Genomic DNA, 15,418 nt, shown 5'->3' on the forward strand with positions numbered 1-15,418 from the left:
TTCTTGGTGGAGGGGTAAGTGGTGATGCGGATGGTCTTGATGGCATTGCCCTTCACCTTGGCGACATCGAGCCCGTTGCCGGTCATGGCATCTTTATGCCAGGTGGCGTTGTCCCACGTGTCCGGATCCCAGGTGACCGCATCGATGAGGCCTGCCGAGAGGCTGATGTATTTCGCGTCGAAGCCGCGGAAATTGTTCTCGTAGTCGCCGGCCTCATTCGCCGGCACTGCATCGGCAGGCATCGCCCCCACCTGGATGTAGCTGTCGAACATCTCGTAGTCGCGGTCGTAGACGTTGGCGTCTTTGTTCCACACGCTGTTGGCGTAGTTGTTGGAGGTCACCGTCGTGGGGTTGGCGTAGTTGGTGTAGGTGAAGCGCCACCCCGCGCCGTAGTAGCGCAGCCACGCCGTGGTGGTGTCGGCAAGCGAAGCGACCGTGCCGAGCGGCGAAGCGGCGTCCACGAAGTAGGACTTCGCCGCCACCTTCTGGCTGGAGGCCGGCATATGGGCGAACAGATCGCCGTAGTCGGTGGTGCGCGTCATCTCAGAGTAGATGTTCGTGTCGTAGGTAGCTTTGCCGTCGTAGCCGCCATTCGTTGAGCCGTGGTACCCGTTGTGCGTGCCGTTGTCGCTGCCCTTGAACAGGTTGTTCCAGTTCTTATTCCCATACGTGGTCTTGAACTCGGTGGACAGACGCACCTGATCGTAGTACCAATCCCAGTACTGGGTGACGGAGCCGCCATCGCCCTGCTCCCAACCGTGGTTCACGCACCACGTATCGGTGAGCTCGCGCTTTTTGTTGGCATCGGGCGAGTCGATAGTGTAGCCGAAGAAGTCGACATAGGCCTCATTGCCGGTAATCGCCTTGTAGTCCTTCAACGTCGAATCTTTCGACTGCTCGCGAGTCAGGTCGTTTTGGTACCAGTCGTATTCGATGATGACGCCGGCGAGGTCTCCCCCGGCCCACAGCGTCGAATCGAGCAGCACGTCGTCCGCATCAAGCTCGACGCCCGCATTCTTCTTTTCCTCGTAGACGATGTTGCCGTCGGCATCGCGCTTCGGGATGAAATCGCCGTTTTCGTCGGTCTTGTTGGTTCCATCCTCGTTCTTCTCATAGACAACCGCCAGATGCTTGCCTTCGAACCAGGCTTTCACCTGATCTCCTGTGTAAGTTGTCGAATAGAGCTTCGAGGCACTCATCGAATTGAGCGTGCTGCCGACGAGCGTCAAGGCGCGGGCATTGGCCACATACCAGTTGAAGGTGATGGATTTGATCCCATTCACGTTCTTCGTCACCGTACCGTTCGCATCGGTCTCGTCGTGCAGACCCGCCTCATACATTTCCCGAGACAGGGAGAGACGCGTGGTACGGAATCCCGCGTTCTCCAAAAGCATGGGCGCGCCCTCTTGGGCGATGGGCGTGATATTTCCCAAAGCGATCCTGGCGCCATGGGTCATGGCATAGCGCGACTTGTTGGAGAACAGGGCGCGGTAGCCCACGGCCTCGTCGCGCCAGTAGGCGCGCGGCTCGGTGCCGAAGGTGTACGAACTCGTCACGTAGTGGTTGCCGTTGGAGTACCCATAGTGGCCCGAAGATGAGTCGGCCCGCGGCGTCTCGTACTTCTTAAGGTCGCCGAAGGCCTTATTGGCGGTGTCGGCGTCCTTATAGGAGTACATGGCCGTCACCGGGCGCACCGGCGGAAGCGCGATGTTCAAACGGCTCGATGTCGTATAGGTGTACGGAGCCAAGCCGCTCATGGATTCCATCTTGGCCAGAGCAGGCGTTTGATAGGAACCGCCCGGGCTTACCCACAAGCCGTTCACATAGGTGCCGCCTGTCGGCCGCCAATAGGTGTACCAGCCGGGATGGTTGGCATCGCCCAGCTGGGAGCTGAACGTGTTGTAGGCGCCAATGGTGTAGGCATCGATGCGCGTGCCCCCGTTGGTATAGTAGTTGTAGCGGTACCAGTCGGCCGAATACTTGTAATTCTGCGTAAGCGTGTTGGTCCGATACTGGTAATCGGTCATGTCATCGCGCAACGTGAGCGTCGAATAGTCGGTATAACCGCTGTAACTACCGGCGGCACTGGTGTTGTTCTTGTTGTTGTAGTTCCACCACGGGGTAAGCCAGTCGGTGCGCAGGGTGGAATACATGTTCCAACCAACCCAGCGGTAGGTGCCCTCACCCCAGAACTCTACATAAGCGCGGTCGTAATTGTCCAAGTTCTTCTTTGAGGAATCCGTCTCGTCAACGTCCTCGAACGCCGTACGGCTCTTGAAGTCGCGCAGGTGCATCTCTACGTTGCGGAAGTAGTGGCCGCCCCAGAATTCGCGATTGATGATAACGTCCCCATCGGGCTGGCGGTACGCGAGCACCGTGCCGTCGGCATCGGTTACCTTGGCCGTCATCGTCTTCAGCTCTTCAGCATCGGTCACCATCTCGGCTTTTGCCACGCCGGCCACGTTCGCGAAGATAGGCTCGGTTGCAGGGGTCGTACCATCGGCCTCGAAAACAGGCGTGCCGTCGGCATTCTTCTTCTCACGCTGAAGTTCGGCCGTCGTCTTCGCCGTAGCCAGCTTGATGAGATCAGCGCCGTCGAGCGTAATGGATTCGTCCACGCCGGCAAGCGTGTTGCCGTCGGCGTCAACCTTGTAAGGCACGTAGCTTAACGTGACGTCCTTCACGCGCACGATGCCGTAGGTGTCCACGTCGAGCAGCTGCTTGGTGAACGCCACCTTCTTAGTGGTGAAGTTTACGTATCCGCGCTCCTTCTTGCCCGCCAGCACCTCTTCGTCATCCTTGTTGTCGGTGTAGGCAATCTTCTTGGTGGCGAAGTAGCCCTTGTTCATGGTGAAGTGGCCGTCTTTGCTGTGCAAGTTGTTGCGCGTCGTGTCGGTATCGGCCACGTCCTTGGTATTGTTGTTCGAAAGCGTAAAGCGGAAACCGCTTCCCTCGTCCTCGTAGTAACCCGTAGTCGTGCCGCTCTTCTTAAGCACTCCGGACAAGGAGGCCTCTTGAGCGGTGCCGTCGGTGTAGTCGTCGTAGCCGTACTCGCTCGTCACATCGTCGGAGCGCATGAACGTCTCAGCCTTGATGGTCTCGTTCACCTCAAAGGGACGACCCATGATCCAGGCCGTCGCTGATCCGTTGTGGAAGGCGTTGGCGCCCTTCCAGTATTTCTCCCAGCTGGCCACGCAGCGCTTGAACTGCGGCATATAGGCATTCCAGTGGCTTGTGATGTAGGAGTAGTTCGACGGGTTGTTGGCGCACCAGTTGCGCACCGACCAGCCGGGGTCGGTCATGAACTGCACCCAGTCGCCCACACGCGTGTAGCCCTCGCCGTAGGCCGAAGGGGTGCGGGAGTTGTACGCCCACACATTGGGCCAGGAGCCCCAGCCGTAGCCGGCGATGTTGGTGCCGTAGGGGCGCGACGGCTCGTCGCGGTCGTAGTGCCAGCCGGCGTAGTCGTAGGTGCAGCCGAACCAGGCGGAAAGCGGCATGTCGCGCACGTTGTCGGCGTAGCCCCACAGATCCACATAGGCGGCGTTGTCCTCGGTGGCGCCGTCGGCGGCGTAGCCGGTGTTGGGATTCACCTTGTTGAACTTCACCACGACGTTGGTGATGTAGCCCTCGCCCCACTCGTCCCAGGGGATGATGAGGTTGCCCTCGTCGTCGTAGGCGTGGGTCTTCTTCGCGTCGTCCATGTCGTCGCCCGCGGCGCCGTCGCTGTCGACAAGGCCCTTGAGGTAGCTGAATGGAAGCGTCGCGCGAATGAGATGCGGCGTGGCTCCCGTGGTGTTCACCGCCGTCACGGGACTTACGGCGCTATCGACACCACTCCAGAGCGGCAAGTTCGATGCCACGGTAGGATCGACCTTCGGGAAGTAGGTGATTTCCACACTGGCGATATCGCTTCCGTTGAGCAACGCCTTGGAGATGGCAATGGCCTTGGTCTGGAAACCGCGAATGATGTTGTGGTAGAGCTCTTTGTCATCGGTGCCGGGCACCACCTGGTAGGACACACTCGTGCCCTGGGGCGTGTAGGCGCCGTACTTCACACCGGCGTTCGCCGCATCCACCCAGTACTTGCCATCGGTCGTACCGATGCGCAACTCGCTCTCGAACATGGTGCGTGCGCCGTTGGACACATTGAAGCGGTAGGCCGCGCCTTCCTCGCCCCACCAGGCCTTGGTCTGGCCGGCCGTCGTGGCCGTCGAGGTGGAAGCGGAAAGCGCGTCGAGCGACGGCGTGTTCACGACCGTCTCCAAATCCTTCTCAGGCTGGAAGTAGGTGGACGCGCGCACGTTGATCTTCGGCTGGCCGCCGATGGCATACAGGTTCGCCTGGTCCTGAGCGTAGGTGCGCTCGCCGTCGGAGTTGGTGCCGGAGGAGGCACCGTTACCGATACCGTAGCGAGTCGACCAAGCAGTGTTCGGGTACAGGGCCTTCAGCTCGGAGTCGGCATCGATAGACACGTAGTAGTTGCCCACATAGGCATAGCGGCCGAGGAACTGGCGGTCGATGCGACTCGTGGAGGTACCAGGGTTACCGCCGCCCCAGCAGCCCCAGCCGTGGGTCTGGCCCACGTGCACGACGTTGTAGGAGTCACCGTACTTGTAGTAGTCGTCGGACTCGGCGTAATAGGGGTCGGTAGCGTTGTTCACGTTCGGCGAGTCGATGCCGTAGCCGAACAAGTCCACATAGGCCTTGTCCTGCACGGTGAGGTGCGAATCAACCCTCTTGAACTTCACCTCGAACCAGTAGGCGTCGCCGCCGAACCAACCGTCGCCGGCCGGGATGTTGATGTTCTCGCCATCCCAGCTGTCATCAGCGGCCTTGCCCATCCATTTATCTTGGATCTCCTCCCATGTCCACGTGGTGGTGACCGACTTGCCGCTCGGGTCGGCAATGGTGCCGGCGTTCACAATGCGGTGCGGGTTGGAGTTCGGGTTCGTATGGTTCCACGCGGTCATCTGGCCGCCGGAGGTGTACTTGGTGTAGGCCGGCACCGACTTGATGGTCACCGACTCGATCTCCGAGTTCTCGATGAGGCCAGCAGAAAGTGTGAGGTAGCTCGTGTGGTAGCCGAGGTTCTTATCCAGGGCCTCGCCGGGCTTCTCCCCCTTCTTGTGGCCGTCACCGTCGTAGGTCCAGGCGGCGTCGTCCCAACGCGGGGTCAAATTGCCGATGGTGAGCTTGGCGCCATGGCGCATGGCGTGGTCCGAATCGTTGGTGACCACGGCACGGTAGCCGGAGTTCTCCTCGTTGCGGTAGGCGATCGGCTTGTCGTCGCGCACCTCGGAGGAGGTGATCGGGTACTGCTTGTAGTAGTTCCCGTTGAAGATGTTGCGCTCGCGATAGGTGCCCGTGTTGTAGAGCGTCGTCTTGTTCATGTGCATCGTGTTGATGCCGCCGTAGGTGTGGGCATTGCCGGCGACGACGTCGGCGTTCTCCTCACCGGGAGAGTCAACGTCGGCCTCGTAACCGTAGGCGCCCATGTTCATGGTCGGGCGGATGGGGGCGAGCGTGGAGGCGATGCGGCCGGCGCTCGTCCAGGAGCGCGTCCACTCCTCGATGGCCTGCTTAGTCTTGAAGGTGGTGTTCACCTGGAAGTTACCGATGCTGGTGGTCTTGCCGCGCAGCTCGATGTAGGCGTTGGTGTCCTCGTTCACCCAGTTGTTGAAGGAGCCGTAATCAAGATCGACTTTCACCAGGTAGCCCTTGTCCCACAGACCCCAGTCGAGCACGTAGTTGCCCTGGCCGTCAACGGTGACGACCGGCCTGCCGTCATCATCGGTCTTGCCGTCGAAGGTGGGCAGCGGCACCGAGGAAGCAGATGAGAACTTACCTTCGGTATAACCCTTATACCCGCTCATGCCCTCGGTCGTCAGCGTGATGCGCTGCTGGTAGGCGTGCTCCACCAACTCGTGCAAATCGATGTACTTGAGCGTGGCCTTATCGGTGTCGGCGAGATCGTAGTACCACAGGCGCGCGTCGATCATCTTGCCGGCATAGTGGGCCTGCGTCTCATTCGATGCCATCTCCTTGCCGCGGAACAACTCGCTTGACAAGGTGATCTGATGGGTCTCGAAGTCGACCAGTTTCTTCACGGTATCCTTCGAGGCATCCGACCCCGTGGCGTCGAGCGCATCAACCGGAATGGCGTCCACGGAGAAGTAGGCGCCCAAATTGATGGCGTACTTCGTGTTGTTGGCCAGATTGATGCGGTATCCGGTGTCGTCGTAGTCGTAGTAGGCCTTGCGGGCGGGCACGTTGTTCGAGCCGGTGGCCCACACCGGCGCGTCGGTACCGGTCTGCGACTTGATGCGCATACCGGTGCGGTAGCCCAGAAGCGGGCTGGAGTAGCCGGCGCCGCTCGCCAGGTAATCGAGGTTGCTGTCCTTCTCGGTGTCGCCGCGCATGTCGGAGAAGGCCTTCACGATGGGGGTGCCGTCGGCCGGGTACGGGGCGCCGTTGAGCACGCCCAGGGAGTCGACGGCGCTGTTCCACTTCGGGTTCGCGTAGTTCGTGGAGAACACGCCGCCGAGCCACATGGTGTCCTTGTTGGTGACGGTGCCGAAGATGTCCAGGTAGCCGCCGTCGTCCAGCGTGAGCCCGCTGCCGAAGTCGGTGAAGGTCTGCTCCACGCCGCGCAGGTAGTAGGTGTTCTTCCACACATGGCAGTTGGCCAGCGTCACCACGATGCGCCCGTAGGGCTCCACCGTGATGCCGTAGCTGGCCGGAACGGCCGCATATTTGGCGAGCATCTGGCTGAGCAGCGGGCCGCCGTTGGGGTCGTAGGACGAGGAGGCCATGAAGGCGTCCTGCTCCTCCTGGGTGTAGAGGTTCTCGTTCGCGAACCGGGAGAGCGCCGTGCGGAAGGCGAGGCCGGGGATGACCACGGCGGTGCCGCCCGGAGCAGCGGCGTTCTCCACCTGCACGTTGGAGCTGTTGGTGGTCGTGAACACGTTCAGGCGCAGATCGGACGGGATGCCGCCCTTACGCACCTTGCCCGTCGTCGCCACGGCCTTGCCATCGGGGCCTTCGCCCGGGCAGTCCTTCGTGTGGTTGTGGTTGGCCGTACAAGAATCGGTCACGTACACCGTGGCGTCGCTTTCCATCCACAGCGCCGGCGAGATCGCGATGGCCGAGGCCTCGAAGTCGGTCTGCGTGCCGCTCTTGTAGTCGATCTTGGTGGTCTGCTTCACCGCACCGGCGCAGGAGGCGGTGTGGATGTGGTTCTTGGTGCACAGGCACGCATCGGAGTGCTTGTGGCCCTCGGTGGCGTTGTTGCACTCCGGCACCCAGATCTCCGTGGACTCCTCGGTGGAGTCCACGGCCTTGCCGGTTCCCTGGGAGTCTTTCAGCACCACGCCGGCCTTGATGACCGCATCCCCGATATCGAAGGAGGAGTCGTTGGCCACGGTGATGCGCCAGCCGCTGCCCGGGTCGCCGATGTAGCCCTCGAAGAGCTTGTTGGTGCCGGCGTCGTCCTTCTCCACCACCGGCTGCATCGAGGATTCGACGGGCTTGGTCGTGGTGTTATCCACCAGCTCGAAGTAGACGAACTGGTTGCCGTCCTTGGTGCCCTCGTAGGTGCCGTCGCTGTAGAGGACGCGCTTCTGGGCGTCGCGCTTCAAGGTGAGGACGTTGCTCACCGTCTTCGTGCGCTCTTCCTTCACCGTCTTCGAGTAGACGAACCATCCGTCGTCGGTGACGTAGCCGACAGAGCCCTCCCAGTTGGTGTACTCGTCGAAGGTGTCGCTGCCCACGGTGACCTTGTTGCCGGTGGCGGTGAAGCTGGTGTGCTTGGTGCCGGTCTTCGTGACCGAGCCGCCACTTTCCAGGGCCTCGCTGTACTCGTAGGTGAAGAGGCCGTCGGCGATGTAGCCCTCGTGGCCCTCGCGGTCGATATAAAGGTCGTGGCCAGCGCCGTCAGTACGCTGCTGATGGGTCACCGACAGCGTCGATCCGTCGGCGAGTACGAAGTCGTTGCCGTTCACGTAGCCCTCGTTGCCCGAGCCGTCCACATAGATCATGTGGCCGTCGTTATCGAAGACATAGGAGGTGTTACCCTCGCCGTCGGTGGTCGTCTTGGCGGAGAGCAGCACGCCGTTCACATAGGGGTCGGTCGCCGCCTCGAAGAGGAAGTCCTCCTGAATCTCCTTGGTGACATCCACCTCGTAGGTGAACGTGGTGCCGGACAAGGTGCCGCGATGGCCCTCGGTATCCAGGTAGGCCGGGGTGGCCGTGACACCTTCCACCTCGCGCACGTCGAAGGCCTTGGTCTGCTGCTCGTCGTTGGCGTCCATATAAAGGAAGTTCGTGCCGTCGAACACGCCCTCGACGGCCTCGCTGTCGCGGTACAGCGGGAAGATGGTGGCGGCGTTGAAGGCCTTGCGGCGCTCGACGCTATCCGTCATGCCGTACTTGAAGGTGCCGTTCTCGATGATGCCGCGATTGCCGGCAGCGTCGGTGTAGTAGATGTTGCCGTTGTTGTCGCGGGCGTATTCCAGGTTCGCCACAAAGGCGTTCGGGTCGCCGGGCACCTGGCTCTCGCGCATGCCGGTGGTGGTCACCTGCAGCTTGTAGGGCGCCTTGCGGGAGGTGAACGACGCCGTGGCGCGGGCCGACACGTTGCGGCCGGCAAGGGCCGCCGCGAAGTTCTCGTAGGCGGTGCCGAAGGTGCCGGACATCTCCATGGTGTCCAGCTCCTCGGGGGTGCCCTGCACTTCCACGTACATCTTGGAACCGGCGGGAATCGTCTCCTTGCCGCCCACTTCCTCGAAGGAGATGGTCATGGAGACGAAGTAGCCGGCGTCCAGCCAGTCCTTCGGCGTGATGACGATGCCGTCCTTCTTCCAGGTGCTCTTGTCCTCCTGGTTCGGGATGACGTTGCCCTTGGCATCAAGGTACAGGCCCGTGGCCGGGTCCTTCTGCCACACGCGCTGGCCGCCCACAATGTAGGCCTGATGGCTCTCAAGCAGGTTCTTGAGCGCATCTCCCGTAAACTTCGCCTGCTCGGTCTTCAGAGCCGTGGGCGTCCCGGGCGTGCCCATGCGGTAGTTGATGGTGATGCCATCGATGATGGAGTTGTCGATGAGATCCTGGCTGATGCCGATGCGCTGGGTGGAGAAGCCCTCGGCGTTCTCCGCGCCGTAGGCGTTGCCCACGGTGAAGGTGGCCGGCTCCATGACGGAGATGGCGCTGTTGTCCAGCTGGAAGCGCCAGCCGGCGCCCGAGCGGTTCAGGATGGGCTGGCGGTTCGGGTCGGTGGCGGCGTTGCCGATGGCGGTCGTGGCATCGAACAGGTTCACCGCCATGGCCACGGCCGTGGCGCTCACCTTCGGGTTGGGGCTCGCAGCCGAGTTGAAGGCGGCCTCGGAGCGCTCGGAGCTCTCCAGCGACGAGGCGTAGTTGTTGGCGGCGTAGTTCCACATGCGCTTGCCGTAATCCACCTGGGCGGCATTCTTGTAGTCGGCCAGAGGAATGGTCATGGTGCCGTTGACACGCACGGTGACCGGCAGGGTCTTGTTCTCGTCAATCGGCGTGTTCATCACCATGCGAATGTTGCCGGTGAAGTTGTAGATCGTCTGATCCTCGTGCAGCTGGGGCTGGGAGATGCCGGGCAGCGAGCTGCCGTGACGCGCCTCGATGAGCGATGCCAGGCTCGTGTCCTTCGTGGTGCCGCCCAAGCGGTAGATGTGCTTGTAGGAGGTAACGGTGCCGTCGGCCGCCTTCACCTCGTCGGAGCGCACGTACTGGGGCGCGCCGAGGTTGATCCAGTAGTAGGTATCCTCGTCGTCGCCCTTGGCCGGCGTCATGATCTGGAACTGCGCGACGGAACTGGTGGCGCTGTACTCAGGGAAGCGGTCCTTGTTGGGATCCAGGTCGTCGTGGAAGTCGGAGTTGATCTTCATCGAGCCGTCAGGGTTCTGGGTCGGCTTCTCGCCCGGATCGGTGTCGAACCACTCGTCGAGGGCCGCATTCTTGTTGCCCTCGGGCAAAGGATCCTTGTCCTCGATGACGAACTCCAAGTTGTACAGGCGGAAGTAGTTCGGCAGCGTGTCCACAATGATGGGGCCCGCCGTCGTGGAGGAGGAGTCCTCGCCGTACAGGGGCATGTTGCCCACGGTCTTCATGTTGCCGATCTCGTAGGTGACCATCTGGCCCAAGTAGCTGAAGCTGGTGTTCTGGGTCTGCACCGGGGTCGTGCGCTTGATGACGTTCGTGGTGGGACGCCCGTTGGCGCCGATCTGGTACTGGTACTGCTCGAGGGCCATCTTCTCGCCGGTCATGGACGCCTGGGGAAGCCCGAAGGGATAGGAGAACTTCGAGACGGAGTCCGACCACGAGTAGTCGCGGCCCACGCCCAGCTTGCCGAAGAAGATGGTGGTCAGCGGATCGAGGTCGACGTAGTAGCCGTTGCCCTTGAAGCCTACCGTCTCATTAATATTAGTAGTGTAGGGCACCGCGATGATGAAGCTGTACTCGCCGTTGCCGTCGCCTTCGATCTTCTTGTTCGGGTACAAGTGGCCGCCGTCTTCGCCGGCGACGGTGAAGTTCACGCGGCCGGACTGATTGTTGGTCTGGTACGGGATGGACTCCGCATGAATGATCGGCGCGCCCGTATCCTCGTCGTAAGTGGACTTGATTTTGTAGTTGTCATCGTTGGAGGTGTCGTAGCGGATGGTACGGGTGTCGAGCACCTTGCCCGACTCCGAACCGGAGCCGCTTCCCGTGGAGCCGCTCTCGGAGCCGCCTTCCGTAGAGCCGCCCTCGGTCGTCGAGCCCGTTGCATCCTTGTAGGTCTCATCGTAGATCACGGGACGGTTGTCGGCGCGCTCCATAATGGAGTCGATGTTGCTGAAGTCGCGCATATCGAGCGCCTCGTAGTCTTTGGGCAGCCAGTTGGTCGTGTCGTAAATGAGCACGCCGCCCTGGTTCGGAACGCCCACGTAGGAGATCTGAGCCGCAGCGCTGCCCGTGGAGCCCGAGGTATCCGTGCCATCGACCCACTGGGCGTAGAGGACGTCGTCGCCATCGGTGAGCTGGAACTCGTCCCCTGGTTTGAACGTCTTGCCGACGCCGTTGGGCTGGGTGCTCCACCCGGCAAACTTCTTGCCCTTCTGCACGAAACCGCATTCGGAGACCGTGACCTTGCCGCCCTTGGCGCCCACGGTCTGGCCCATGGTGCCCGAGCCGCCGTTGGCGTCGTAGGTGAGGTAGTCGGCCAGGGGATACGTCGTATGATCGTTTTTAGGATACAGAGGGTTGGTGTAGATGGAGGCACCATCGGTCATGAACTGCATGAGGTCCTGCTTGGTGATGCCCTGGGCGTTGTTCTCCTCGGTGTTGTGCACCGTGAAGAAGTACTCCAGGTAGTCGATCTCGGCGGAGCCGGAGGAGGTGTTCTTGGTGGTCACCTTGTACACCATATAATTGTAGCGATCGAACAGAACGTTGTTGTCCTTGTAGCGCGGGTTGTCCTTGGTGCCGAAGTTGATGTCGGCCAAAGGCTCGTAGGACGTCTCCCAGGTGAGGTTCGTCTTCAGCAGGGTGATCTTGCGGACGGAGTTGTTGTAGGACTGCCCCTCGGGAGCCGTCAGCGTAGCACCCATGCCGCCGAGCGGGTAGTAGTAGAAGTTCATACCGGCCTGGGCATTGGTGAACACGTGGGCCGTGCCGCCGTAGGTGATGGAGCCGCCGGCGTTCTCGGGGATGTTGCCGAGCATGGCCACCGTGCAGTTCGGCGCGAAGGCATTCTGGCCGGACACCTGCATATCCATCGTGTAGCCGGTGGGGTTGCCCTTCTTCTGAGCACCGTGCCACTCGAAGACGAGCTGGCCGGTGAGGCCCGCGCGCAAATCGAGACCTTCGAGGTTCTCCTTGGCCTCAGGGCCGGCCTCCTCGATCAGACGCTTGAGGATTGCCGGCCGATCATTCTCGCGGCCGGGGGTTAGATACTCGTCCAGGCAGATTTCCTTCTCGCCGTTGGTGTTGGGAACCTTCAGGTAAATGGACCAATTGTTCAGCACCGCCTGGGTATTGTTGCCGAAGTTGATGGCGAACAGCGGATAGTCATCGGGCTTGGCCGGGGTGCCCGCCTTGTCGCCGTCGGTCACGAAGGTGCCACCGGAGAAGGTGCCGTCGCCGTTCTTCTTGCCGCGCCAATCGGTGTAGCTGTAGGTAGAATCCATGCCGCCGGCGTCGTTCTTATATAAGTAGGGGACGTTCAGCGTCAGGCGCGTGCCCATCTCGTAGAAGCCCTGGGCGTCCTTCTGCTCGTTGTAGTCCTTCAGCTTGGCGGCGTTGCGAATATCTTCCGGTTTATCCTCCCCGCAGTTCGGATCGACAAGATCGCCCTTCTTGTGCTCGGCGCTGTCCTCGGTATAGGTCGTAGGGGTCATGTGATCCGTGCCCTCAGCGTAGGCCACGGCCTCAGCGGCACTGGTGAAGCGGTTATGATCGTCCGCCGTTCCCGAGGGAGTGTAGATCGGCGTCACGCCGTCCTCTTCGTAGTCGATGAGGCCGTCGTCGTTGGCATCCATGGTGCCGTAGTAGTCGGACGGATAGCGGCTCCAACCGCCCATATAGCCCGTGGAGCCGTTGAAGATGATCTGCATGGAGACCGTCGGGGTGTCCTTGTCGTTCACCAAGTAAGTGTTGCCGCCAAGGGAGGTGGACACGCCGCCGGCGACGAGGTTCGGGTTGAAGTAGGTCTCGGTCAGCGCGCCGCCCAAGGGAGCGGAGGGCGCCAGCGTCGTCGTGGCCGAGGCGCTGAAGGGAGCGATGGAAGCAGAGAACAGAGACATCGACACCTGCACCGGATCGAAGGTGCCGAAGTCCTCGGTATTGGCGAGGTCGTCCATGGTCTCGATGCCGAGCATGTCGAGCGTCGTCTCGTTGTAGCTTCCGATCTCATCATAAATAGGAGTGAAATCGGCCGGCTGCTCCTCTTCCGCCGGCTCTTCCTCGGCGGGCTCTTCCTCGGCGGGCGCCTCGGTCGGCTCTTCCCCATCAGTGCCCTCGTCGGGCTCGTCGGTTGCCGGCTCGTCGGCGGGCTGCTGCTCGTCGGTCGGCTCGTCGGCGGGCTCGGGCTCCGGCTCCGGCTCGGGGGCGGCCGGCTTCGGGAAGGCGATCGACTGCGTGCCCAAGTCGCTCACGAAGGTGAGCTTCTCGTCGGCGAGGGTGTCGTTCACCGACTCGGCACCTTCCACCTTCTCCTCCTGGACGGCCTTGGCCGTCTCGTAGGACCACAGCATGAAGGAAGGCTCCTCGGCGTTGTAGGCCGCGCCGTCCTCGGTCTCGGTGAGATCGGCGGCGGCGTAGGGCACGGCGACGTACAGCACGCGGGTTCCGTCCACGGCGCCCGTCACGGCATCCAGGGCGAGCGCGTCGCCCTCCTCGGCCGCAAACGTGATGTCGGCCACGCCGTCTTCGGCCACCGACACCTCGGCCAGGCTGCGGCCGAGCGCCTCGATGGTCGCCGGGTCGGCCGGGTTCACGCTGGCAAGCTCCTCGTCGGTCAGATCCGTCACGTCGAAGGCCACGACGGCGTCGGCGGAAAGCTTGCCCTTGCCCTCGGCCGTGTCGGGCAGGTCGCTCACGCGCAGGGTGTAGCTGTCCTCGGTCATGGCGCCGAGGGCCGACTTCAGCGTGAGGAGGTAAGAGGCGAAGCCGCGCTCGGCATCCATCACCGGCTCGCCGGCCGCCGCGAGGGAGGCGTCGAGGGACACCTGGGGCGCGGCGTTGACGAGCACGGCGGTGGCGGCAGCCGCGTCGGCGTAGTTCATGCGGAGGTAGTCGCCCTTGGGGGTACCGTCCTCATTGGCGGCGGGCGTGTAGGAGCACAGGGCGAAGCCGGCGTTCACCGACACCTTCTCGGTGGCGGGCACGGCCTCGGTGAGCCACATAAAGCCGCGGGGCAGCTCGGTGCCGGCGGGCATCTGGCCGCGCGTCTCGCTGACCGTGATGCCGTGCTCGTCCTGCACGCCCTCGTAGCGCAGCACGATGGTGCCGGAAAGACCGGCGGCGAGCTCCTCGGCGGTGCGCTTCTGGTACTGCTCGCCGTGCTTGGTGAACACGGTCCAGCCGGCCGGCAGCGACGAAACCGCGAACAGCGCGCGCATGTCGTCGGCAGCGGCGCCGCGGGCCTTCCACTCCTCTTCCGAGAGCGTGGTGCCGTAGGTTCCGTCGGATTTCTTGTACAGGAAGGGAGCCTCGAACGTGAGAACGACGGCGTCGTTGTCCTCGGCGCCGCCCAGGTATCCGCCGTCGAAGGAGACGTTCGTGTTGCCGAGAGAGGGGGCAACGGCGAGGTTCGTGCCGCCTACGTGGTAGGCGTCGTCCGAGGCGCGCAGGGCGTTCGCAACCGCGAGAGAGAACGAGAAGCGGTTGGCGAAGGCGGCCTTGAGGTCGTCCTCGGAGGTGGTGGCCGGCGTCAGGATGCCGTCCTTTTCCTGCTTCAGGGTAGCGTCGGCGAGCGCCGGCATGACCTTCTCGGCATCGAGGAGATCCTTAGGCAGATATGCCTGCATATCTGCCTCGCTGACGGTATCGTCAGCGGCCGTGTCGTCGGCGTCCTCCCCACCAGAGGCATCGTCGCCCTCGGCGGCATCGCCCTCGCCTTCGGCGTCGTTGGACGCCTGGTCGATGTTCTCGTCGTCCACCTCGTCGAGCAGCTCGTCGCCGGAGCCCGTCGACGCCATGGGTACGGCGTCGTCGCCGATGATCATGCGGCGGGCCTCCTCGATGGAGTAGCTGTTCCAGCAGGTCAGCACCAGCAGCACCGACAGCACCACAGCGATGGCCTTGCCCATGGGGTTCAGCTGGCGCGGGGCGTTGTGGCTGATGACGCCGGCAGAGGCGCCCTCGTCGTTGGCTGCAGGCGCAACTCCCGGGGGAACCTGCGGAGCGTCGAAGGCGCTGGTTGTGGGCGCCTCGGCGTTCTGGTTGCGATATTCGCTGCGTTCGTTCATGTTGCTCACGTTCTCTCTCTCGCCTCGCTTCGCGGCCCTGATTCCGCGCTGCTCGGCCTCGTTCGAGCCTCCCGAGACGTCCCTGATTCCGTCCCGCTCGACTTCACTCACCGCCGTTTTGCCTGATCAAAAGGCGGTTTTCCTTCCTTTTCCTTTTGACGTTTCCGCTCTTTGGGCGCAGTGGTGCCAAAGAGTGTTTTCGTTCATGGATTATTATCTACAAATTGGCAACATTGTAAAGGCATGTCAATAACAAAAATGACCGTTGTACTGGTATTACTCTTTTGACTGTTTGTCATTTATCGCTAATTTTCACGGCGTCGATTACACAATCGCCGTTACTTGAGCGTCATCTTCATCGTTGGCTTTTCGTGAAAAATTCACAGCAAATAACACATATAATGTTTTTGTCTCTATATTCTTTTATCTCATACTCA

The 15,418-nt window shown here is 62.0% G+C and carries 1 protein-coding gene (only partly in view); it reads right to left on the reverse strand.

Translation table 11 applies throughout. The annotated features are described in order from the left end of the window. Nucleotides 1–14,990, reverse strand: the 5' end (the start) of a protein-coding gene (locus AEQU_RS06380) for a hypothetical protein (RefSeq protein ID WP_022740109.1). 59,257 nt of this gene lie to the left of the window's left edge; only the first 14,990 of its 74,247 coding nucleotides appear in the window; it begins with the start codon at nt 14,988–14,990; the stop codon falls past the left edge of the window. Between the last annotated feature and the right edge of the window lie 428 nt (nt 14,991–15,418).

This window comes from Adlercreutzia equolifaciens DSM 19450 (assembly GCF_000478885.1).
GTDB lineage: Bacteria > Actinomycetota > Coriobacteriia > Coriobacteriales > Eggerthellaceae > Adlercreutzia > Adlercreutzia equolifaciens.